This is a genomic window from Cohnella endophytica, assembly GCF_003628305.1.
GTDB lineage: Bacteria > Bacillota > Bacilli > Paenibacillales > Paenibacillaceae > Cohnella > Cohnella endophytica.
Genome location: NZ_RBZM01000007.1, coordinates 123,875 through 148,948 on the forward strand (window position 1 = coordinate 123,875; position 25,074 = coordinate 148,948).

The 25,074-nt window shown below is 52.5% G+C and carries 17 protein-coding genes; all 17 read left to right on the forward strand.

Features of this window, described 5'->3' with window-relative positions; genetic code table 11:
• Window positions 1-6: 6 nt before the first annotated feature.
• The 17 genes from D7Z26_RS16540 to D7Z26_RS16620 all read left to right on the forward strand — a co-directional run bounded on the left by D7Z26_RS16540 (window position 7) and on the right by D7Z26_RS16620 (window position 25,066).
• Window positions 7-999 carry a Gfo/Idh/MocA family protein gene (locus D7Z26_RS16540; RefSeq protein ID WP_120978100.1) on the forward strand — a complete coding sequence of 331 codons (993 nt, stop codon included), beginning with the start codon at window positions 7-9 and terminating at the stop codon, window positions 997-999.
• A 1-nt stretch (window position 1,000) separates the two neighbouring features.
• Window positions 1,001-3,652, forward strand: coding sequence for a hypothetical protein (locus D7Z26_RS16545; RefSeq protein WP_120978101.1), 2,652 nt, complete (start codon window positions 1,001-1,003; stop codon window positions 3,650-3,652).
• Between the two features lie 70 nt (window positions 3,653-3,722).
• Window positions 3,723-4,724, forward strand: a complete 1,002-nt coding sequence (locus D7Z26_RS16550) for a Gfo/Idh/MocA family protein (RefSeq protein WP_158602348.1) — start codon at window positions 3,723-3,725, stop codon at window positions 4,722-4,724.
• A gap of 47 nt (window positions 4,725-4,771) precedes the next feature.
• Entirely contained in the window at window positions 4,772-5,746 is a 975-nt protein-coding gene (locus D7Z26_RS16555; RefSeq protein WP_158602349.1) for a carbon-nitrogen hydrolase family protein, read from the forward strand.
• On the forward strand, window positions 5,743-6,678 hold the full coding sequence (locus D7Z26_RS16560; protein WP_120978104.1) for a Gfo/Idh/MocA family protein: 936 nt from the start codon (window positions 5,743-5,745) through the stop codon (window positions 6,676-6,678). Before D7Z26_RS16555 ends, D7Z26_RS16560 begins: the two co-directional genes overlap by 4 nt.
• 43 nt (window positions 6,679-6,721) lie before the next feature.
• Window positions 6,722-7,738, forward strand: a complete 1,017-nt coding sequence (locus D7Z26_RS16565; RefSeq protein WP_120978105.1) for a Gfo/Idh/MocA family protein — start codon at window positions 6,722-6,724, stop codon at window positions 7,736-7,738.
• Window positions 7,739-7,788: 50 nt separating this feature from the next.
• Window positions 7,789-8,559, forward strand: a complete 771-nt coding sequence (locus D7Z26_RS16570) for a sugar phosphate isomerase/epimerase family protein (protein WP_120978106.1) — start codon at window positions 7,789-7,791, stop codon at window positions 8,557-8,559.
• A 66-nt stretch (window positions 8,560-8,625) separates the two neighbouring features.
• Window positions 8,626-9,702, forward strand: coding sequence for a Gfo/Idh/MocA family protein (locus tag D7Z26_RS16575; protein ID WP_120978107.1), 1,077 nt, complete (start codon window positions 8,626-8,628; stop codon window positions 9,700-9,702).
• Window positions 9,703-10,271: 569 nt separating this feature from the next.
• Window positions 10,272-10,847: a YdeI/OmpD-associated family protein gene (locus tag D7Z26_RS16580; RefSeq protein WP_120978108.1), complete on the forward strand. Its 576-nt coding sequence runs from the start codon at window positions 10,272-10,274 to the stop codon at window positions 10,845-10,847.
• A gap of 235 nt (window positions 10,848-11,082) precedes the next feature.
• Complete coding sequence (locus tag D7Z26_RS16585) at window positions 11,083-11,868, forward strand: hypothetical protein (protein WP_147423870.1); 786 nt, start codon at window positions 11,083-11,085, stop codon at window positions 11,866-11,868.
• Window positions 11,869-12,152: 284 nt separating this feature from the next.
• Complete coding sequence (locus D7Z26_RS16590) at window positions 12,153-13,532, forward strand: FAD-binding oxidoreductase (RefSeq protein WP_120978441.1); 1,380 nt, start codon at window positions 12,153-12,155, stop codon at window positions 13,530-13,532.
• A 363-nt stretch (window positions 13,533-13,895) separates the two neighbouring features.
• Complete coding sequence (locus D7Z26_RS16595) at window positions 13,896-14,483, forward strand: sensor domain-containing protein (protein WP_120978110.1); 588 nt, start codon at window positions 13,896-13,898, stop codon at window positions 14,481-14,483.
• Between the two features lie 122 nt (window positions 14,484-14,605).
• On the forward strand, window positions 14,606-16,396 hold the full coding sequence (locus tag D7Z26_RS16600) for a helix-turn-helix transcriptional regulator (protein WP_199731733.1): 1,791 nt from the start codon (window positions 14,606-14,608) through the stop codon (window positions 16,394-16,396).
• Between the two features lie 531 nt (window positions 16,397-16,927).
• Window positions 16,928-17,464, forward strand: a complete 537-nt coding sequence (locus tag D7Z26_RS16605) for a DedA family protein (RefSeq protein ID WP_120978442.1) — start codon at window positions 16,928-16,930, stop codon at window positions 17,462-17,464.
• Window positions 17,465-17,548: 84 nt separating this feature from the next.
• Entirely contained in the window at window positions 17,549-20,065 is a 2,517-nt protein-coding gene (locus D7Z26_RS16610) for a LuxR C-terminal-related transcriptional regulator (protein WP_120978112.1), read from the forward strand.
• A 220-nt stretch (window positions 20,066-20,285) separates the two neighbouring features.
• On the forward strand, window positions 20,286-24,356 hold the full coding sequence (locus D7Z26_RS16615; protein ID WP_120978113.1) for an InlB B-repeat-containing protein: 4,071 nt from the start codon (window positions 20,286-20,288) through the stop codon (window positions 24,354-24,356).
• A gap of 128 nt (window positions 24,357-24,484) precedes the next feature.
• Window positions 24,485-25,066 (forward strand): dienelactone hydrolase family protein, encoded by a 582-nt coding sequence (locus D7Z26_RS16620; RefSeq protein WP_120978114.1) that lies wholly within the window; start codon window positions 24,485-24,487, stop codon window positions 25,064-25,066.
• Window positions 25,067-25,074: the final 8 nt, after the last annotated feature.

Sequence of the window (25,074 nt, forward strand, 5' to 3'; positions counted from 1 at the left end):
TAGAAAATGTATAAAGCGGCCATAGTAGGTGCAGGAGCGATCTCTGCCTTGCATTTGCAAGCTATTGGGGAAATCGATGAAATTCAAGCCGTCGCCATCGCCGATATCGATGAAGGAAGGGCCAAGCAGGCCGCGGCCGCGCATGGCATTCGTGCGTACGCCGATTACCGGGAAATGATCGAAACGGAACGACCGGCTGTCGTCGTTATTACGCTGCCGCATTATTTGCATAAAGACGCTGCCATCTGGTGCGCTGCCCAGGGCTGCCATATCATGCTCGAAAAACCGATGGCGATCGATGCTTCGGAGTGCGACGAGATCAGCAGGGCGGTCAGCGAGAATCGGATTAAACTCATGGTATGCCATACGCAGCATTATTTTGCCGAGAACATCTTGGCCAAAGCGATTATTCAGAGCGGACGGCTCGGAGATCTAGTGATGATCAATGACGTGCGCTATGTGAATTATTACACGGATACCCGGCCGAATTGGTTTTTCGAGCGTGCCAAATCAGGCGGCGGAATCGCGATGAACCTGGGCTCGCATGCCATCGACAAGATCCAGTGGTTGACGAATAGCAAGATCGCGCAAGTGAAAGCTTCCGTCAGCCATTACGGAACGAAGGGCGATATTGAGGGCAGCGTTACGGCCTATGTCCGAACGAACACGGGAATCCCTTGCACGATCAGCCAGAGCGGATACGGCGGCGTAAATAGGGACGAGACGGAAATGGTCTTTACTAAAGGGATGCTGAAGCTGCGAACCGGAGTAGATCTATGGATCAGCGAATCCGGCGAATACCGCCGCATGGAAGTAAGCGAAGCGGCAAAGCCGTTCGTCCTTCAGTTTAGGGATTTGCTGGACAGTATCCGGCAGGGTACGGATCCCGAATGTTCCTGCGATTACGGTAAAAGCGTTATATCCGCCGTCAGGGCGATATATGAGTCCGATCGAAGCGGACAGGAAGTCATCGTACATCAGGAGTCAGGGGGGATTTGAGGTGTTGAACAGCGACTTGATCGCGTATTTGCAGCCGGCGCCCAGTCTTTTCGATGCGTTGGAGTGGCGCGACGTTACCGGTCGGATCACGGATATCCGCGCGGATCGGTATACCTTGCGCTTGAGCGCGGTTCTAACGCCCGGTCTCTATCGATGCCGACTGCAAACGGAAGACGGCGCTTTTGACATGGAGACGGCCATGATGCCGATGGTACGCGTGCCCGATGGAAAGTTGGATCCCGTAGGTCCCTGGGATTTCGATCATATCAACAGCGTCATGGCGATGCCCATGGCCAGAACTTATGTGAACGGCAGATTGGTAGGCGGCATGTGGTTCGACATGCCCGGTCCCGAAGATATCGAGCGAAGCCGGTTGAACGCCGACTTCGGATTTGAAGCCGAAGCCGGCGTAACCGAATTGACGCTCGAATTCGTGGAACGCGATCGGGATCGCATCGATTGGCCGCGCGTTAAGTTCATCGAAATCCGCGAGGACGAACGTGCTTTCCGCGAGCTCGCGCCTCTCAGTAAGCACCGCCCTCGTATCTATATGAATCCGGAAGAAGCAGATCTGTCGCGCGACCACCTAGCCGACAGCCTCGCATTCCGAACATTGATCGAGCGCATTAATAACGGGGCGCAGGGAACCGTCGACTTCGACCTGGTCTGTTTTGCGTACCTGATGACGAAAGACGCCGACATCGGCGAGACGATCCGAACGAAGGTCGTCGAGCTCTGCCGCCTGCCGACCTGGTCGGGGAAACCGGACCCGCTCGTAATGGGAGGCGAGAACGATCGCGGCATTGCCCTGAAGCTGTATATGATCGGGCTCGCCTGGGACTGGTGCGCGAGCTTGTTTGCACCGGACGAGCAAACGCTCATCAAAGGAAAAGTCGAAGAATATATTCGCAAATTGTATGAGTTCACCGTTCTGCAGCGGGCCTATATGGGTTGTCCGACGCCCGATCCGCATTCGCTCGGCACGTGGAACGGTACGGCAATAGCCTGCATGGCGTTCTATGAAGATCTCGAGGTGGCCCGTAAAGCCCTTCCATTTTTCCATGGCTTGTTTACTGACAGCCTTCAAGTATTCCCGCAAGACGGCAAGAACGTCTGGGTTACGTATTTTCCGTTTCACTTGATTCGTTATTTGGCTGCCGCGCATACCTTCGGCGGGATGCGTCCGGAGCTTCAGGAAAGCTCTTTCTTGGATCGGCTCGGCAACGCGATGCTTGCTTCTTTCCGAGCGCCGAACAGCCAAGAATTGCAACGTGGATTGCGCACGCGAGAACATCGCTACTTGTCGTCGTTCTTGAATCGGTTTCATCCGACGCCGGGCATTTCATCTATATATGAAACCTTCGTGGATCAGGAACGCCGTTCGGCCGGCGACGTCGATCTCGGCTTATTCGACTTTCTCTTCGCGCCTCGTTTCGATGTTGCGCCTGCGCCGTTCCCGAGTGCTCCCTTTTTTGCTAAAGACATCGGCTCTGTTACATTCGCTTCGTCCGGAGGCATTGCCGGAGCGTTCACTGCCGGCTTAAAAGCGGGCCGTTCGGTAAGTTTCCATATTCAATCGCATAACCGCGAATTTCCGCCGTCCATGGGCGGCATTCAGCTTAGCGTGGACGGCAGTCCCGTTCTGGTGGAAATCAACTCGTACGGATTGGATAGCTCGTTAGGCAATACGATGTGCTTCGACGATGGGGGCAGCTATACGCAAGGACAGTATCTGAACGGGAACGCCGGACCGGAAAAAAGCTCGTATATACGCCGGTGCCTGATCGGAGAACGGTTCATCTACGCGCATGCCGTCATCAAGAGCGAATTGCATCCCAGACATCATGTGAAGCGCGCCGAACGGATCGTTGTCGTGGATCTCCGAACCGGAGCGATCGTGGTGTCCGATTCGTTCGAGGGGGACCAGCCGCTCCTATTCGCCACGCACTTGCATTGTTCCGGCTCCGTCAAGGATCTCGGGGAAGGCCGGTTCCGGCTTACGGGCGGACAAGCCAACCTCATCGCGGGCATCAAGGACGGCGATAAGGGCTTGAGCGATGAAGAGAAGGGCGAAGTGTTCGTCACGGTATTGAACGGACTGAACGGACAGACGGTTAGGATCGAGGATCCGATTTGGCATCCCACCTACATCTACGGCTTGAACGGCAAAGACGACAAGCAGGATATCCGGTTCGGCCGCTTCCCGCATTATAAACGCTGGCGCCTTGAATATGAGTCGCAAGTTAGGGAAGGCGACTTCCTATACGCCATAACTAGTAATCCCGGCGAAGTCGCCGCGGAAGACGGCGTAATCTCGTTCAAAGACAACGCCACGTTTCAGGTTGGCAATCATCGGATCATCGGGCAGTCAGGCTGTGAAATTCAGGCTGAAGCGGTTATTTCGGAAGCGGAGAATCAAAGGTTGACGCTGCTCGGCACGCGGGCATTTCGCCAAGGGGACCGATCGTTGACGTTCGCGATTCCCGTGGATATCGAGCTGGAGCTTGCGGAGGACGGTTTCCGAGGGACGATATTTGCTTCGACCAGCCGTTGCCTTGAAGCGGCAGCAGGTACGCAGGTAAGCGAATGGCAACACGTTCCTTTTCATGCTCGCAGTCACAGCCCTTGGCAAGCCTCTTTCCGTAACGACTGAGGCCGTCTCGGGAATTCTTCGGTGATTCATACTATTCATAATAAGTGCAGTAAAATGGGAGAGATCAAAGTTGAGAACCTTCAGAGCGGGGCTTATCGGTTGCGGTCAGAATGGAAGAGTCCATACGGAATGCGTCAGCCAGCTTGACGGGATGGATATGGTTGCTTTTTGCGACGTCGATGAAGATAACGCCCGGAAATTGTTGAACGAATTCGGAGGCGAATATGCGACTCGGGATGTGGATCGGTTGTTCGGCGACGAAACGATCGACGCGATTTATATTTCAACCTTGCACAACACTCATGCGGATTACTGCATCAGAGCGCTGGAAGCCGGAAAGCATGTGATGGTCGAGAAGCCTTTGGCGATGAGCGTAGAAGATTGTTTGCGCATAGACGATGCCGTCAGACGGACAGGAAAAAAGGTGATGACGGCCTTTAAGATGCGCTACTACGATATGCTGCTGAAAGCGAAGGAACTCATTCCCCAGCCCCTCCTGGTCAGTATGCAGATGATGGACAATAAATGGCCTATGGATATTTGGGCCAACGATCCGGAATTAGGCGGAGGCAATGTCTTCTCCCAAGGATGCCACTCTGCCGATATACTGAGATTCATGGTGAACAAGGACCCGATTGAGGTGTTCGCGCTCGGCGGAAATTATTATCAGAACAATGGCGTGGCGGACAACTTGACCGCGCTATTCCGCTTCGACGGCAACGTCTCCGGGAATTTAATACAAGGCGACTGCGACTGTCCGCCTTTCACCAGCAAGTTCTATATGCAGCTTTTTGCCGAGAACAAATCCGTTACGCTCTCGGACCGGTTGACGACGCTGACTTACAGCGAAGCAGGTAAAGAACCGGTTATTTTCCGCGGCAAGGAAACCGGCATGTTGGAAGAGAACAAAGCATTCATCGAGAGCCTAAGAACGGATTCGGAACCGCCAATCAATCACATGGACGGGCTCTATGCGACGCTAATGGTCCTGCAGGCGGTAGAATCGCTGAAGAGCGGGAAGCCGGAACCGATCCGATCCCTGATTCGGAATGATCAGGTTTTAACGCATTAAACTAATGGGCAGCCAGCATGGACCCAGGCATGACAGGAGCGGGGCGCATGAGCAACTACGTCAAAATCAGCACGCTCGGGAGTCGCAACTTTACCGTGGACGAGCAACTTGCGCCGGATGAAATCGTGGAACGGGTCATCGGACACCTGCAAGAAAAGCTGAGCCAGGTGTTGCCCGAACAACCGGACTTAATCGTTCTACCCGAATTTAGCGACATTCCGTTTAATCTTTACTTGTCGCCCGCCAAGACGCTCGCGTATTGTCGGGTTCGCGGAGCACGCATCCTGAACTGGTTTGCGGACATTGCGCGAAGGCACCGCTGCCATATTGCTTATCCTACGATTTGGGCGCAGGAAAATCAGCCCGCCAAAAATTCGATAACGTTATTGGATCGAAACGGTACGGTGATCGGTGAATATAGCAAAAACCATCTGACATTGGGGGAGATGGAGGAATACGGGATGGCATGCGGCAAAGAAGCGCCTATCATCGCATGCGATTTTGGACGCGTCGCTTGCGTCGTCTGTTTCGATCTGAACTTCGATCGGTTGCGATTGCAATACGCGGCAGCGAAGCCGGATTTGATCCTCTTTTCTTCCATCTTTCACGGGGCGTTTATGCAGCAATATTGGGCCTATTCCTGCCGGGCGCACTTTGCGGGGGCGGTCGGCGGCGGACAGCCGAGCGCCGTTGTTTCGCCCGTTGGCGAAATTCTCGCGACGAGCACGAATTATTTCGATTACGTCACTACGACCGTTAATCTGGATTGCGCGGTCGTGCATCTCGATTACAACATGGAACGGCTGCGCGCGCTGAAATCCAAGCACGGATCAAAGGTCAAAATCGCCGATCCCGGCTATTTGGGCGCTGTCTTGATCTCCAGCGAAACGGATGAATGCACGATACGGGATATGATGAAAGAGTTCGATATCGAGCTCCTTGATGATTATTTGACCCGGGCATTGGCTTGGCAAAGCGCACCGGAGCACATCAAGCATCCTGAAGACGGTGAGCCGCTATGAAATCGTTGCGAATCGGGTTGGTAGACTTGGACACCTCCCATCCCGGCAGCTTCGTGCCGATCCTTCGGGCGTTCGGTCACGAGGTTACGGGGGTATATGATAAGGGCGAGATCCATCCGCCGGGATATGCGGAGCAGTTCGCATCCGAGCATGGGGTCGGCAAGGTATTCGCGTCGTTGGAGGAAATGGCCGGTCAAGTCGACTTGGCTTTCATCCATAGCTGCGATTGGGACGTCCATGCCGATCGGGCTCTGCCCTTTATCCAAGCGGGGAAATCCGTATTTATCGACAAGCCGTTGGCCGGCAACGTTCGCGATCTTCGGCGCTTCCGGGAATGGGCGGAACGGGGCGCCGTGATTACCGGTGGATCCGCATTGCGATACGCGCAAGAAGTGCGGGAGTGGGCCGGCAAGTCCGCCTCTACCGATCCGTTCGTCTATGCGCTTGCCGGCTGCGGGAACGACGATTATTACTACGGCATTCATGCCTTCACGATGCTCCACGGGTTGTTGGGTCCGGGCATCGAAAGCGCGCGGCACCTGGGGAGTTCGGGTCAGGACCAATACGAATTGACGTGGACGGACGGTCGGCGCGGGATCGTGAACGTAGGCGCGACGGCTAAGCACCATCCCTTCTACGCCACGATGATTACCCAAGCGGAAGCGACGCATATTCAAGTGGACGGCAGCCGCTTGTATGAGTCGATGCTCGAGCAGGTATTGCCTTACTTGTGCGGAGAAGCGCCTGCTCCGGTCGCAATGGAAACTCTGATCGAGACCGAGCTGGCGGCGATTGCCGCCAAGTCGTCCAAAGCGCAAGGGGGGCGCCCCGTCGCATTGCGAAGCTTAACGCCCGAGCAGATCGGCTATGACGGCGCGGCTTTCGCGAGAGATTACCGTGAACGGAAGGCTTCATCGACGGGAATGCGATGAACGGCTCCCGTTCATAGGGGCAAACGACAAAGGAGGCCATGGCATGAAGCCAATCGCGTTCGGTATTATCGGTTGCGAGCATGGTCATATCGGGATATTCATCGAGGAAATGCTGGCATTGGGACATGCATGCGTCGGCATCTATGAACCTCGCAATGTCGGGCTGGCGTCGAGCATGGCCGAACAATACGGAGTTCCTCTCGTCGGCGACCTCGATCGATTGATGGCCGAGGACGTGAAGGTTATCGGCTGTGCCGCGATCAATAACGAGAAAATCGATGTGATCGAGCGCTGCGAGCGTTACGGCAAGCACGTCATGGTCGACAAACCGGCCGTGACGAATCGGACGGGATACGAACGCTTGAAAGCCGTCGCGGACCGAGGAGAAATTCAAGTCGGCATGCTGCTGACGGAGCGCTTCCAACCAGCCATCCATACCCTGAAAAAGTTAATCGATCAAGGGGAATTGGGACGGCTGATCTCGATCGGGATGCGCAAGCCGCACTTGTTGCGTAAAGAGAACCGGCCGCCGTGGTTTTTCTCCAAGGAGCGCAACGGAGGCATCGTCATCGATCTTCTCGTCCACGATTTCGATCTGCTTCGCTGGTTGACCGGCGGCGATATCCTTCATATCGAAGGGATCGTCTCGAAGCACGGTCTGCCGGAGCATCCGGACTTCTATGATGCAGCCTCTCTGCAAGTGATCATGAACAACGGCATAATCGCCCAACTCTATGCCGATTGGCACACGCCCGAACGAAGCTGGACGTGGGGAGACGGCAGAATATTCGTCACCGGAACGGACGATGTCGCCGAGCTGCGATTGTCGGGGGATCCGTTTATGCCTAGCGGCGACGGTTCTTTACTTCTTCGCGCCACGCATGCAAAATCGCGGGTTCAGACGACGCTGGATATTCCGCTAACCGTTACCGAGGATTTTATGCGGCGCATTGAAGGCAACGTCTCGCTGCTGACCAGCGAAGATATTCTATTGGCCGCCAAAGCAACGATAGAGGCGGACGAGAGCGTGAGGTTCATCTCGTATCCATTACGCGGCTAGACGGGCCTATTCGCCAACCTAACTTCTAATCAAGGACGGTGCTTCTATCCATGGTTAAACCAAAACTCGGCATTCAGCTTTACTCCGTGCGCGATATGTGCCAGAACGATTTCCTCGGCACGATCCGCCAAATCGCCGAAATCGGCTATCGAAACGCGGAGCTGGCCGGCATTTTCGGTCATGATCCGAAGGAAGTCCGCAAGACGCTTCAGGACAATGGCCTGAACGCGAACTCCGCGCATTTCGGCCTGAACCTGAAAGATCCAAAAGAAACGTCCGGCGTGCGCGACCACGTGAAACGCCAAACGGAAATCGCGCTCGAGCTCGGCATCGAACGTTACGTCGTACCTTGGTATCCGCTCGCGGAAGCGCCGACGGAAGACGATGTGGCGCGATTCGCGGCGACATTGTCCGAAGCTTCGGACATCGTGACGTCGGCGGGCCTCGAATTCGGTTACCATAATCATGCGGTCGAGTTCAAGCAAGTGAACGGCAAAGCCGTCATCGACCACCTGATGGAGCGCCTGCCCAGGATGGGCGCCCAATTCGATCTCGGATGGGTGAAGCTCGGAGGCCAAGATCCGTCGGCTTACCTGCGGAAATACGCCGGCCGTGTATCTCTCGTGCATGCGAAAGATTTTACGGCGGACGGCGCCGATTCGGCAATCGGCCTCGGAATTGTGGATTGGGACTCCGCGCTTGCGGCAGCCGAGGAAATCGGCGTCGAGTACGTGATCGTAGAGCAGGAAGCCTATGAAGTATCGTCGCTCGAAAGCGCGAAGCGTAATTTGGCGTGGTTTCGCGACCGCGGCTGGGCATAAGCGAACCGTTAGTCGGTTTAAGTGAAATAATACGGCCGGATAGGGCCGGTTGGAGGTAACGTACTCATGAGTGGAGCAGCTAAAATCCGCATCGGCTTGATTGGCGCGGGCAACATCGGAAACGTGCATCTACAGGAATTCAGCAAGCTGAACGCGGTATGCGAATTCGTTGCGATCACCGACGCCTACTTGCCGCTCGCGGAGCAACGAGCGAAGGAATACGGCATCGCGAACGTGTCGCCGTCGCCAGAAGCATTGATCGCGCGCGACGACGTCGACGCCGTCATCATTGCCGTGCCGAACGACGCGCACGCGCCATTGTCCATTCAAGCATTGGAAGCGGGCAAGCACGTGTTGCTCGAGAAGCCGATGGGCCTCAACACCGCCGCGGCCAAAGAAATCGTCCGCGTGCAGCAACGTACGGGCAAGACGCTCATGGTCGCGCACCAAATGCGTTGGGACTGGCTGCCGCTGCAAGTGAAAAGCCAGATCGAGCGCGGCGAGCTGGGCAAGATCTACGCTGCCAAGACGGGCTGGAACCGCCGCAAGGGCATTCCGGGCTGGGGCACGTGGTTCACGCAATACGAGAAGTCCGGCGGCGGTCCGCTGATCGACATTGGCGTACACATGCTCGACCTCGCGTTCTTCCTGATGGGCGAGCCGAAGCCGGTATCCGTATACGGTTCGACTTATTCGGAATTCGGTCCGCGTAAAAAAGGCATCGGCGCGTGGGGCAAGCCTGACTGGAACGGCGTCTATGACGTCGAGGATCTCGCGACCGCAATGATCAAGATGGAAGACGGCACCTCCTTGACGCTCGACGTGAGCTGGGCGGTTCATATGGATACGGACAACGCGCCATTCGTACACCTCATGGGAGCGGACGGCGGCGCGGTACTTCGCGGCAACGAAGGCAAGTTCCTAACCGAGCGCTTCGACCGGACGGTCGACATCCCGCTGCATGCGCCGGAAGACGACGAAGGCGGCCGCGTGCGCCTGAGCCGCCACTTCCTGGACTGCGTCCGCACGGGCGCGACGCCTTGGACATCGGCGCGGACGGGTCTGCGCAGTAACCTGATCATCGACGCCATCTACGAGTCTTCTCGTACCGGCAGCGAAGTGAAGCTAGACTGGAGCCTGTAAGGATATCGTAAATGAGATTTCGTTGGCAGGGGACATATACTTGATGATTAAGTCTTAGTACGAAGGAGCTTGCGCGACAAGCTCCTTTCGTATTTTTCGCCGATAGAACCGTTATGCTGAACCTTATCATAAGTGACGGCGAAAAAAATGATACGTAACAGCTTCCAGGAAAAGATACCCTACGGCAGGCGCTTGAGCAAATTGAGATGTTCCGCGACCTGACCAAAGTTGAATTGGCTAAGCTGCTTGGCAAGCTGGATTTGTTCTCGGCGGCATCGGCAGGAATCGGGTTGCCGCTGGCGACATTGAGAGAGGGATGCGCCTTTGGCGAAATGGCGCTTTTGACTGGCGAAGCCCGGTCGTCACAGTCGCTCCTACTTTCACGAGTTAGGTTGTCGGCAGCTTGTTTTTATGTCTGCATATCTTTTTTTGCGCGCTGAAGGTGGTGATGGAGACGGCCGCAGCACGGTGCCGCATCGGCAAATCGGCAAATCGGCAGTTCGCACGTGTGTGGCAGGTATTGTCCGTTCGGCCGGCGAAATGAAGGTAACAACGAGGAGGCGATTGGAATGGAGCGAAAAGACGGGCTGCCGATTCGGCTGTTCGCCACGCAAGACGATCTGGAAGCTTGGCTGGCCGATAACCACGCGTCATCCCCGGGCATGTGGCTGCAGATTGCGAAGAAGGGCTCGGGGATAGTGTCCGTCACCTATCAGGAGGCGCTGGACATTGCTTTGTGTTATGGCTGGGTGGACAGCCAGAAGGACAAGTTCGACGAGCGCACGTATTTGCAGCGCTTCACCCCGCGCGGAGCGAAGAGCATCTGGTCGCAGGTGAACGTGGACAAGGTGGAGGTGCTCATCGCAAGCGGCAAAATGCAGCCGGCCGGCCTTCGCGCGATCGAGATCGCCAAAGCCGGAGGCCAGTGGGACAGGGCGTACGCGCCGGCGAGCAGCGCCGAAGTGCCGGACGATTTGGCCGCTGCGCTGGCGCTTAACGCGAAGGCGAAGGAACGCTACGAGTCGCTGACCAAGTCCGGCAAGTACACCATCTTGTTCCGCCTGCAGAACGTCAAAAAAGCGGAGACGCGAGAGCGCAAAATCCGCGAGTTCATCGACAAGCTGGAGAAAGGGGAAAAGCTGTAGCGGCGGCGGTGCGCCACCCTGAATCCAGGAAGTGACGCGAATCGGCCGGCTGACCGGGTCTTCGTCATCCAACTCGTCTGCGATGGTCTGGAGCGCATCACAAATGAGGCGAAATTTCATGCGGCTGCCGCGGCGTAAGGAATTTCGCCTTTACGATGATACGGTGAACCGTATCATAAATAAGGGCATGTTTTTTCTAGAAAGAAGAAGATATCACTCTCAAGGGGGAATAGCCATGAAACTGATAATGAGCACTTCTCCTTATCGGTTGGAGCTAGGCTACGAATTAGGATTTGGATCAAGCGTTTACGATTCTATGGCAGAACTTATTCTTGCTTTTCACGAGCCGGATCAGAATATTCTTTTCTTATATACAAATTGGGACAGAAAATTGGTTCCACATAGGGACAGAATGATACAAAATGAGACCAAGTCTTTCCATGCTGATGTTATTTATGATCCTGAAGAAGCGATAAGTCGAAGAGTAAAGGAAATACTGCTGCATCACTACGCACCTGAGCTCGATCCCAACGATAATCAGACCTACATGGATGAACTTCTTGCTCAATTCAGAGAAGCTGCCTATGAAGAACTAAATGAAGAACTGTTATTGAAAATTGGAACTGCCGTACACGATATGAATTCAGTGTACACTCTTGAAGATCAAAATGAGACGACTCAAGCTTTTGTGAACAGTCGTTTGATGTTCACCAACTCTACCTGGCTGTTCACATATGACCGCCCAGTAAACTTGAAAAACATATTATGGTATAAGGTCAGCACGAAAGAGGAAATTATTGAGTCATTCGAGCTCACTGACTGGTGGTTTAAATGCGTGATACTGAATGCAGATACTCCGGTCGAGGAATGCAGCTATTTTCTCAATTATACCGAAGAGCACGGTGATAATCATGACGGAATGGTCCTTTACATATCACCTGAATCGACTGATTCTTTCAAAGAAAATGTTCTTCCTCGGCTGCAGAACCTTGTAGTCAATAAGCTCGAAATCGTGAGCTAAACTTGCCGTTACAGACAATGCGGTGAACCGTACCATAAGTGATGGTGAAACATAGGGGTATGGGATGATGGGAAAGAGCATGTGACATAAAGGAACTTATTGCCTCGGAGACTTTAGGTCTTAGGGGTTTTTAGTTCTTTTTTATGAGAGAAATGATCACGTATTAGTTAGTGAATCGAACTACTTTTACGATACCATCAAGGCGTTTGCCGCTACTAGGCCAAGTGTCCCTACATAAGCTGATGAGAAAGGCTTATGCCATGAACAGGGATGGTGTTAAGTGGATGACACAAAACCGGAAAAAGACAGGTGCACGATTAACCGGAAGAATCGTATTTCCGGGTAATCCATCATATAAAGCGGCCAGAATGGAGTACAATAGGCGCTTCTCCAAATTTCCAAAGGTCATTGTTTTTTGCAGACGAACTCAGGATGTGATCAACGCTGTCAAATGGGCTCGTGAGCGGGGCGTACGGCTGCGAGTCCGTAGCGGGCGGCATAGCTATGAAGGCTTTTCGTCTGTTAATGGCGGTATTATTATCGATGTAAGCGAGATGAATAAGGTTAAGGTTGATCGAAAAAATAGGGTGGCCATTGTACAGACGGGAAATCCGCTTGCCCGTGTGTACAAAAAGCTATGGAATAAGCGTCTGGCACTTCCGGCCGGGACTGCGCCCGACGTAGGCGTAGCCGGGCTTACCTTGGGAGGCGGCATTGGGCTTCTGTCCCGCAAATATGGACTTACGTGCGATAATTTGAAACAAGTGAAGATGGTCGTAGCTTCGGGGCGGTATGGGGCTAAGACGATTGTGGCAAACAGAAGGAAACATTCCGATCTGTTGTGGGCATCGCGAGGCGGCGGGGGAGGGAACTTTGGCGTTGCTACAGCCTATACTTTTCGGGTTAGACCCATTTCATCGGTTTCTATATACAGTATTACTTGGAAATGGAGTGATCTTGAAAAGGTGTTACCGGCGTGGCAGCGATGGGCCCCGTCTGTCACGAATCGCTTAACCTCAACTATTGAGGTGGCTGCCAAGCAGGTGGGATCTATTGTATCTACCGGGCAATTACTTGGCAGCGCAGAGGAGCTGCGTCGATTGATTAGACCGCTCTTGCGAGCAGGCACTCCGGTGAAGGTGCTGGTGAAGAAAGTGCCCTTTATTGAAGCAACCAAGTTTTTTGCCGAATCGGACCTGAATTTGGAGCCGAAATTTAAAATAAGCGGTGCTTACGGGTTTCAACCTTTGCCTCGTGAAGGAGTACGAATTATACGTAACTTTTTATCCAAAGCACCCAACAAGCATTCTACCGTGTGGAGTCAAAGCTTAGGTGGTGCAGGAAGCGCGGTGAGTCGAGTGTCGCCTACTGCAACGGCCTATCCTCATCGAAAGGCTGAGACCATCTACGAATTGTCAGCCCGCTGGAGGAACAACGGGGAGCAGCAGCGGAATATTCAGTGGGTGAAAAGGTTTCGTAGAGCGTTACGTCCCTTTGTTAAGGGGGATTATGTGAACTTTCCCGATTTGCAAATTAAAAACTGGCCCAAGGCGTATTATGGTGTGAACTTTGGGAGATTGAAGCAGGTGAAACGAAAGTACGATCCTCATAATGTGTTTCGTTTTGCTCAGAGCATTCCAGTGGGTAAACGGGTCAGAAAATGATATACGCGCACCAGAACTCATTTAAGCAAAGGAGCTGCCGCCGTCAGCTCCTTTCGCATTTTTCGCCGATTGCTCCGTTAAGCTGAACCGTACACAAGTAGGGCGAAAAAACGATCGACGGCTTATACCCCGTACGATGTGCTTGGTATTTTGATGCGGTAGCCAAAGCGAAGCAGCCAGGACCGCTTCGCTTTGCGAAGGACGTAAGTTTCTTGCTCGACCAGCCACTGACTGGCGAGGAAATGGAGAGTATGTTGGCGGTAGCTCCGTTTATTTTGTGTCACATGACATTATGACACTGGCAGATTTGACATCAAGAGCCGTAGACTACGTCTACAACTTGCAAAGGATGTGGGCTCTTTGATGGCCAGAACCGTCGTCAGCTTTGTTCAAAACGGCTATTTCCTGCTGCTTACTTTCGTCACCGGATTGTTTTACTTCAGCTTTTATCTGGTCGCTCTTACATTGGGCTTGAGCCTTTCGTTTACCGTCGCGGGCATTCCTCTCCTGACTCACGTTTTGCGGACGACGACCGCCTTCCTGCAATTTGAACGAGTACAGACCAAGATCTATACGGACATTACCACCGAGCCTTGTGTTAGATCCGGCAACTCCGATGTGTCCAACTGGCTTCAAGCGAAAAAGGAGCTGATGAACCGACGCAACTGGATCGCTATTTGCTGGCTGCTGTTGAAATTCCCGGTAGGGATTTTAAGTCTGATCAGTGCGACCTTGCTCTACGCGGCGCCGCTTGTATTGATTGCGGTCCCGTTGCTTTATCCGTTTATCAACCTTTCCTTTATGGGTGTGCCGGTAGATACGGTTGCCAAAGCCGTGATAGTGTCGGCCACAGGGGTCTTTTTGATGATGGTGAGCTACAGGCTTGCGGGCCGCTTGGCGCGTTTGATAGGCGGCTACACGCGTCTGATGATCAAGCATGTGAACCGGTAGACGCCATGCCCGGCTTCGCCTCGTAGTTGTCGGATGGTATAGTTTACTCTATAGCCGTTTACTCAATACTAGTTACGTAATGTCATACTGAAGGTTTTTAGGGGTTGATGGTTTTGTTCGATATGGTCAAGCAATGGTTCTGGTACGACTGGCTCATGTTCATAATTCGCCTGGCATGCAGCATTTCTCTTGTGTTTACGACCATAGAGCTGCAAGAACATTTCACGCTGCCGATTGTGGTCCTTTTGCTGTGGCAGCTGATTGCTTTTTCCGTTCCATGGCTTTGCTTGCAGCTCGATTATAAATACTACCTGCTTACCGAAATCGTGATCTCGGGCGGGTTGTGCTTGTATCTGGCCTCATTTTTTCCGCAAGCCTACTTCTCATTCCTGCTGTATGCCTTTTTAATTGCTGCCCATAGCGCGCAAAGGGCCTATCTCTGGTCAGGGCCTGTATCCATATTGCTCATGCCCGCCATAATCAAGCTGCTTGCAGAGCAGAGTGAATACTGGGTCATGGCCGTTCACATCGGGTTGGCGTATGTCTTTGGATTCTCCTTCCATTTACTCGTGCTTAATCATCGTCAAGGCGAAATTATCCGCGACCAAAATGCGGTGCTGGAGCAGTACCTGTCCCAAATCGAGCGCATTACGCTTGCCGAAGAGCGGAGCCGGCTGTCGAAAGAGCTTCATGATACCGTCGGTCATGCCTACACTTCGCTCATTATGGGATTGGAAACGATGCGTCCTGAGCTGGCAACGGATACAGGAACAGAAAGGCTCGATTCCCTATTGAACTTGGCCCGACAAAACATGGAGCAGGTCAGAGGTTATGTGCATCAAATCGAATCGCCGCATGAGGTGCTCCCGCTGCTTCAGTCTTTGAGGAAGCTGGCGGAGGAGTTTCAGGAGCATGCCAAGGTGACGGTTCGTTTCCATGCCTACGGGGAGGAATACCCTGTAATGAAGCAAGCGAAGACAGCACTCTATCGCTGCCTGCAAGAGTCGTTGACGAATGCCGTGCGTCATGGACACTCGACAGAGATTAAGGTTTCCGTGCAATTCGAGCCCCAGCAGACGAGACTGGAGATTCAAGATAACGGCCGCGGGATGGAGCATGGGAGGGAGGGCTTCGGCTTGAGCGCCATGAAGGAGCGGGCGATGAATTTGCAAGGCCATGTGGCCGTCTATACGGAGCCGGGAGAAGGCACTCTCGTTACCTGTACGCTGCCCAGACAAACGGATCTTAAGGATGAAGTTATTCGCCTGTTGGTCGTCGATGACCAGCCCTTTATCCGTGAAAGCCTGCGGGCTCTGCTGGAGGAGCAGCAGGATTTGCAGGTTGTCGGGACGGCAGAGGATGGCGAGCAAGCGATCGAGCTGTGCAGGCAGCTTCAGCCGCAGCTGGTGCTTATGGATTTGGAAATGCCGAATGTGGATGGAATCTCCGCATCCCGTACGATAAAAGAAGCGTGGCCCCACATCCGCATTCTGATTCTCACCACGTTCGAGGATTCCAGACAGGCTCTGGAAGCGATGAGAAGCGGGGCGGACGGATACTTGTTGAAATCCATGCAGCCGTTAGAGCTGGCCGAAACGATACGTACCGTCTACCGCGGGGGCACGCTGATCGATCAGGTCATGTCGCACAAATTGTTTGCCCAACTGGAAGCGGACAATAGCGGGGATGATCCTTCGCCAATCCAAGAGTCATCGGCCTATGAGTTAACGCCGCGGGAGCTTGAAATTTTACAGTTCGTGTCCAAGGGGCTGCGATACAAAAGCATTGCTTCTAAATTGTATTTATCCGATGGTACGGTTCGAAACTATGCGTCATCGGCTTATTTGAAGCTGGGGGTCCGCAACCGGGAGGAAGCGGTGGAAAAAGCCAGGGAGGCTGGGCTTCTGGAATAACCCCCAAGTGATTTATTATGGTGGCGGATGTCGACCTACGGAGTGATTCTGCTTCGTATGATCGAACACCCGCCATTTAGATTTTTAAAGACCGTTTTTTACTTTTTCAGAATTATGGCGCCTGGCGCAGAAGCCTGCGGGATATTGGGTGCGTTCCCTGATCTCATAATAGCGCTAATGGCGGTAATGATCGTAGCAGTTAATAGCAGAACAGTTAATAGTAGAATTGCGAGATTCGTGCGAGTCCATTTCTTCATAAATGATGTCTCCTTGACCATTAGATTTGCCGCTTAACAATCGGCTGAGCTTAGCATGGCAAAGGAGTTATCACACCAACAAGTTGCATTTCGTCATCCATGACATCGAGCCGCTTTGAAAGCGTCATGTGACAATTCGGCACTAGGTTTATTGACAAGGGAGGCATTAATATACGTGAAAGGGCATGAATCATTCAGGAGACGAGATGCTTCGCAGCGTACAGGGACAAGCTCGACTCTTGCCCAACACCATTAGAACTGGAGTGTGGACATCATAGCTTTCATACAAGATATCGTTATCCAATACGGTTATTTTGCCATCTTCCTATGCCTTACACTTGGCATTATTGGTTTGCCTGTGCCTGATGAGATCCTCATGATGATTGTTGGCTATCTTTCTTCAATTGGACTGCTTTACTTCCCGGTATCCCTTGTGATCAGCGTCCTCGGGGCTATGAGTGGCATGCTGTGCAGTTACGCTCTTGGGCGGAAGTTCGGCAAGCCGTTGCTGTGGAAGTATGGAAAATGGGTCAGGCTTACGCCCAAAAGGATAGAGAAAACAGAGAGCTGGTTCGAGCGTTACGGCCCCTGGGCAATATGCATCGGCTACTATATTCCAGGGCTCCGCCATCTGACTTGTTACCTGGCAGGGATGAGCGGAATGAACCCACGGAAATATATACGCTACTCGGGCTTGGGAGCCCTGTGCTGGTGTGCGATTTTTATTTCGATTGGGTATTTTTTAGGGGGACATATTGATTTTAAGGATTATCATGGTTCTATATTGAAGTTGTTTTACTCTAGAGAATAGAGCTCTTTTTATTTAGCAACCCTTCACTAGAAATCAGATATAATGAAGGATAGATGTTAACAGCCAAATCCGAGGTGCGGATCCATGATTCTGAGTACCAAACTTCATATCCCGCAAACGCGGCGCGATGACCTTGTCGAGCGAGCGGCGATCACCGAGCTATTAAATAAAGGATTAAAGAGCAAACTTACATCCTTAACGGCTCCCGGGGGGTACGGCAAAACAACGGCTTTGAGTCAGTGGCTCCAGCAGTCCGCCATACCTGCCGTATGGGTTTCCTTGGGCCCTCAGGATAATGATCTAATTGCCTTTTGGAGCTATACGATCGCTGCAGTCAATAGTAAGAACCCCCAATTCGCGGAAGCGGTCACCCCGTATTTGTCATCCTTAAAGACGGGAGCGTTCGAGCCTTTCATCTCGGCCATGATTCGCGAGCTTGACGGCTACGCGGATGAATTGGTCATGGTTTGGGACGATTACCACGCGATCGATCTTGCCTCCATTCACGCTTCGGCGGCTTATTTTCTTGCTTATTTGCCCGCTCACATCCACCTCTATATAACAAGCCGGGCTGAAATGCCCTTTCCTACGGCAAGGCTGCAGACGACTGGCCAAATGGTGAAAATCACGATTCAGGAGCTGCGATTTCAACTAGCGGATGGAATTCGTTACTTTCAGGATTGCTTAGGATTACCCCTATCGGGAGACAAGATAGCCGTGCTGGTCGACCGCACGGAAGGATGGATCAGCGGACTGTATCTTGCGGCCATTTCGCTGCAAAATAGCGACAATTATTCTGATTTTATCCGCGCCTTTAGCGGGGAGCACCGCAACATATCCGATTATTTGTTTCAGGAGGTTTTTAGTCTCCAGCCGAGCGAGGTTCAGTCCTTTCTATTGGCAACTTCGATCGTAGACAGGATAAACGGCCCGTTGTGCGAGGCGGTTACCGGACAAGCGAATTGTCAGGAGATGCTGGAACGGCTGGAACGGCATCATTTGTTCATCGTTTCGTTGGATGATCAGCGGGAGTGGTATCGCTATCATCATTTGTTTTCCGAGTTTTTACGGAGGCTTTTTCGGAAGAAGTATGCGGGACAATCGAAGGAGTTGCATGTCAAGGCAGCCCGTTGGCTTGAGGAGCACGGGTTTCTGGAAGAAGCGATTGAGCAACTGTTCATGGACGGGCATCATTTCGAAGCAAGCGCGTTAATTGACAAACACCTGCCGAACCTTCATGCAAAGAGGGGAGTGCTTTATCGATGGTTGCGCGATCTGCCGGAGTCCTGTTTTACCGGAAAGCCGAGAATTCAGTTTCTTTATGTCAAAGTCATGGTGGAAACCAATGAGTTGGAGTTGGCGCAAACAAGACTTCGCCTAATGGAGGACAAGCTCTCGAACCCGGAATGGAAACCTTACGCAGGAACCGTTCATTTTTTGTCAGCGGCCGTTTCTTTTTACCGAAGAGACTTTCGACGAGCGAATGAATATTTCGAGATTTTTGATCGGCATTCGCCGGAGGGCAACTACGTCCAGATGATCGAAGCGAACTCGTATTCGATGTATTTCGATACCTTATTGAGCTTTTTCAATGATTTGCATGATGCGGAGAGATTCTTCAATAAATGGATCAAAGTATGGGAAGATAGAGACAATTACCCCTACGTCGGCTTTTTCTACAATACGTACAGTTTGCTGTTATATGAATGGAACCGTTTGGATGAGGCCGAAGAATATGCGGAGAGGGTACTGCGGTCAACGTGCATGCAGCCTTATGCTCTTATTCAGTTGAGCGCTACCGTTAATGCAGCGCGGATCTGTCAGGCTAAAGGGGATTCAGCCAAAGCGATTGATTTGCTTGAAGGGCTTAAATCTAAGATCGATTCCGTGGATAAAAGCATGTTTATGCGGAGGATAGAGGCGGAGAAGGCGTATTTGTCGCTTGCGAACGGTTCTTCCGATGAGCGTTGGCTGCAAACATGCGGTATTAAGCATACCGATACGATCCCGCTCGGTCCGATTAAAGAATATCTTATTTTGGCAAGTACGCTTATGGAACGCCGGGATGTCGATGAAGCTTTGCAATTGCTGGAACAGTTATACCTGCTTGTCAATAAAGCTGATCGGACCTGGGATAAGGTTAAGGTGACCATCCTGCAAAGCATGGCTTTTTATCGAAAAGGAGATAGGTCGAACGCGGTAATGAAGCTGGAAGCGGCACTCCAGTTGGCGGAACCGGGGAAATACATCCGCAGTTTCTTGGATGAAGGGGCAAAGATGGAAGAACTGCTGCGCGAATATATCCGGCAAAGGCAGATCAACCCTAACCGGAAGTCTGCGGGCCTACTCTACGCCAGGGAATTGCTTCTGTTGATGTCGGATCATATGAATGAGACGGCAAGCGTGCGAGCCCTTATCACGAAGCAGGAATTAAAAATATTACGGATGATCGACATGGGGCTCTCGAATAAACAGATCGCCGAACAGCTTCAAATCACGGCCGAAACGGTCAAGAGCCATCTGAAAAGCATGTACAGAAAACTTCATGTGAACAGCAGAGAACAGGCACTGGAGCAAGGAAAACAGTTAAATTGGTTGTAATTATACGATAAATATTGGCTAGGGGGATATCCCCCAATATTTTATCGTTACTCCCCCTTAGATGGGGGATTTTTTTTGCGTTGAAATCGTCTTATATTAGGACAAAAGTAGCAAAGTTCGACAAGCAAGGCTAGGAACCTACCGCGATTTGTCGTTAGCAGTCATCTTGCTAAATTGCCGGTTGCAATTATTATTACGAATCAAGAGGTGTATACAATTTATGAAACGATTGGCATCAAGACTCAAGATAGGTTTTTTTCGATCCGGGAAAATAGCTCTGGCATGTTTGCTGGTCTTCATGTTCGCCCCATTCATGGGTGCAGGAAAGACAGTCCATGCGACCTCTTCAGATTGGGCGGCGGTGGGACAAACCGAACAGCCGGCGAACGTGCAAACGTTGCTCAAATCGAATGACACGTTGTATGCGGGGACGGGGAACGGAAGCGACGACGTATGGTCGAACCGCGACGGCACTTGGACGCAGATGATCGGCTCGCCGGCCAGAGTGCGAAGCTTGCTCGTTGATGCGGATGGCACGCTTTATGCGGGGGCTTGGGGTGACGGCAACAACGTATCAATGTACACGGCTAGTGATGGATGGAAGGAGATGCCCGGCTCGCCGAGCAATGTGTATTCCTTGATCGATGTAGACGGCACGATTTATGCGGGGGCTTCGAACGGCTCTAGCAACGACGTATGGACGTATACGGCTATTGCCGGTTGGACGAAGATGATGGGTTCGCCGGGCGATGCACAAGCCTTGACGTATATTAATGGCACGCTATATGCAGGGACTGGAAGCAACGGCGTATGGTCGAACAGTAACGGTAGCTGGACGCAAATAAGCAACGGCGTTAGCAATCCCAAATATGTAGCTTCGTTGGTTAATGTAAACGGCATGCTGTATGCGGCGGGGACTCCAATCGGAGACAACCGCAGCGTTTGGACGTACAATAACAGCAACAGTACATGGACGCCAATAACCGGTGCACCGGCCAGAGTGAAAACCTTGCGCTTCGCGAGCGGCACGCTGTATGCGGGGACTGCCTCCGGGTCCGGTTACGACGACGTATGGACGTACACGACTGGCGGCGGTTGGGCGAAGATGAACGGCGCACCGGGCAGTGTATATGCCTTGCTCGATGACAACGGGACGTTGTATGCAGGGACGCAGACCGGACGCAACGACGTATGGACGTTCAGTAACGGCACGTGGACACAGATGGGCGTTTTGCCAGGCGATACCAATACCTTGTACAGTGCCAATGGCACACTGTATGCAGGGCTAAATAAAGAAACTAATGCCGTTTGGGCGTATACGACTAGAGGCGGATGGACGCAGATGAGCGGATCGCCGGGCTATGTGTATGCCTTGACCGATGTGAACGGTACACTGTACGCGGGAACTTGTAATGACGACAATGACAATGACGTATGGGCTTATGACACGACCGCGACGACTCCCGAATGGACGCAGATGACGATAAGCCATGCGCCAAGTAACGTATATTCCTTGCTCAATGTCGATGGTACGCTGTATGCGGGGACGAATAACGGCAGCAATGATATTTGGACATATGATACTACCGCGACTTCGCCCGAATGGACGCAGATGACGGCAAGCCATATGCCGGGTTACGTGAATACGTTGCTTAATGTGAACGGCACGATCTATGCGGGGAATGCTACCCCCGATGAAAATGACGTATGGACTTACGATACTTCCGCGACTACGCCCGAATGGACGCAAATGACGGCCAGCCATGCGCCGAGTACCGTGACTTCCTTGCTCGAGGTCAATGGCACGCTTTATGCGGGGACTTTTAACGGCGGCAATGACGTATGGACCTACGACACTAGCGCGACTACACCCGAATGGACGCAAATGACGACCAGCAATGCACCGAATGATGTGAATGCTTTGCTAATCGTCAATGGTAAGCTATTCGCGGGGACTGATAACGGCAGCAACGACGTATGGTCGTACAGCAACGGCACATGGGAACAAGTAAGCGGATCGCCGAGCCAACTACATGCGCTGCTGGAAATCGGCGGAACGCTGTACGCAGCGGGAGTGAACGGTGTCGTACAGTTAACCGCTCCCGGAACGCCTGCGAATCTGCAGGCTGGCAGCACCACGTTCGATTCGACTACGCTGTCATGGGATGCCGTAACCGGAGCGACCGGCTATTATCTCTACGAGAATGGAGACAGTACGGCAATTACCGCTGTGACAGGTACTTCCCATACGGTGAGCGGATTGACGCCGAATACCTCTTATACGTTTACGGTGAGCGCATTCAATGCAATCGGCGAATCGGAGCAAAGCGATGAACTCCCTGTTCAAACGCTGAACGCGGACGCAACGTTAACCTCGACGATCGGCACGGTAAGTACGGATGGAACCGCGGATGAAAGCATTACGGACATTCCGCATGCCACAACGTTAGATGAGTTCAAGGCAGCGATCAGGCCGACTGATGAGCATGCAACATTTAAGGTGTATGACGAGGACGGTATAACCGAAGCTACAATTTTGGCAACGGGTAAAAAGGTCATTGTTACCGGGCGGGATGGAACCACGAAAATAACGTATACCCTAACCGTAGTTCCGGCATATTTGGTGACGTATAACGGCAATGGCGCATCCGGCAACGCGCCGGCCGACAGTAGCCCCTATGCGCAAGGCGATACGGTTACGGTGTACGGGAATATCGGAACCTTGGCGAAGACGGGTTACACGTTCAACGGCTGGAATACGGCAGCGAACGGCAGCGGAACGAGCTACGCCGCAGGGTCGACTTTCACCATGAGTACGTCCAACGTCACGCTATATGCGATGTGGACGATCAACACTTACACGGTTAGTTTTAACAGTAATGGCGGTACGGCGATTAGCGACCAGCCGGTAGATTATAACGATAGAGCTACAAAACCGGCGGATCCGACGAAAAGCGGGAATACGTTCGGCGGGTGGTACAGCGACAGCGAGTTGACGACGCCGTTCGACTTCACCGCTTCGGTCACGACAAATAAGACTCTGTACGCGAAGTGGACGGCCAATACTCATACGGTTACTTTCAACAGTAACGGCGGTTCGGCAGTGGGCATCCAGACGGTGAACGATAACGGTACGGCTACAAAACCGACGGATCCGACGAAAAGCGGGAATACGTTCGGCGGGTGGTACAGCGACAGCGAGTTGGCGACGCCGTTCGATTTCACCGCTTCGGTCACGACAAATAAGACTCTGTACGCGAAGTGGACGCTCAATCCTGCGGGCGGCGCTCCACCGTCTACGTCCTCAAACGATACAGTGATCTCGACAGACGGTACGCTGACTCTCCCCGTCGGCAAAACGGGTAAAGTTAGCTTGGGCGATGTAATCAACATCACGATTCCTGCCGATGCTTTGGGCAAAGAGCTGAAATTAACGATTCAAATCGTGGCGGACGCTCAAAAGTTGCTCACGAAAAACGATGTTCTGGCCAGCCCGGTATTCGAAATTCTGAAGAATTTCCCAGAGAACTTCGGCAAGGAGATCACGCTGACCTTTACTTTCGATCCGAAAAGCTTGGGCAAAGGTCAACAGCCTTCCGTATTCTACTATGACGAAGCGAAGAAGGTATGGGTGAAAGTCGGCGGTACGGTAAACGGCAATACCATCACCGTAAAAGTTAACCACTTCACGAAGTATGCGGTACTCGGCGAAGGGCAAAATCCGGATTCGACGACAGACACGAAGCAGCCGATCAACTTCAACGATATTTCCGGACACTGGGCTGAGGCGAGCATCAAGCAAGCGGTGAGCGCCGGCATCGTCAGCGGCTATTCGGACGGTACGTTCAATCCGAACCGTATTGTAACCCGCGCGGAATTTGCGGTTATGCTGGCGAATGCTCTCAAGCTGCAAGGGGATGGATCCGAACTGGCGTTTACCGATAAAGGGAAAATCGGGTCATGGGCGCAGAAATCGGTCGCGCAAGTGGTACAAGCGAGCATCCTCACAGGTTATAAAGACGGCACTTTCCGTCCGGACGCCGAAATTACGCGTTTGGAAATGGCGGTAATGATTGCCAAAGCGTTGGGACAGCCGGTTATATCAACAACGGCAACAGACTTCGCGGACGACAAAGACATTGCGGTCTGGGCGAAGGGGGCGGTTGGGGCCATGAGAAAGCTAAATATAATCAGAGGTAAAGGCGTGAACGTATTTGCTCCTGGCGATAAAACGACGAGAGCAGAGTCGGTAACGGTGCTACTGAGAATGTTGGCGCAAAAGGACAAGTAAGGGAAATTAAACAAGGCTGCTTTGAAGTCCATTTCAAAGCAGCCTTGTTTTTGTGTTCGGTAATCGTAATAATCGTATTAAGCGCAGCGTTGCAGAAAATTTTACTCTGTTCCTGGAAGGGGAAAGAAATGGCAGAGATACTTTTATTACACCACGCATTGGGACTGACAAAGGGTATTCATGCTTTCGCCGACGAGCTGAGAGGGACGGGACATACTGTTCACGTTCCAGACCTTTTCGACGGTCATTTGTTTACCACGATCGAAGATGGCATGGCCTATGTCAATGAGATCGGCTTCGAAGAGATAACCGAGCGAGGTATTCGTGTGGCCAGTGAGTTCCCGCATGAGATTGTTTACGCGGGGTTTTCGCTCGGTGTGGTTGCGGCCCAAAAGCTCGCTCAGACTCGTGAAGGATCTCGCGGTGCATTGTTGTTTTATTCTTGCGTTCCGACTTCGATGTTCGGGTCTCCCTGGCCAGCGGAATTGCCGGTGCAGATTCATGGGATGGACGGGGATCCCTATTTCGTTGATGAGGGCGACATTGAGGCGGCACGCGAGCTCGTGACGACCGCCGATCATGCCGAACTCTTCCTGTATCCGGGAGATCAACACTTGTTCGCAGATAGCAGTTTGCCTTCATATGACGCTGACGCGACGACGCTATTGTTGCAGCGTGTACTTGAATTCCTTCGGCATTTGGATGCCTGAGCTCTTGC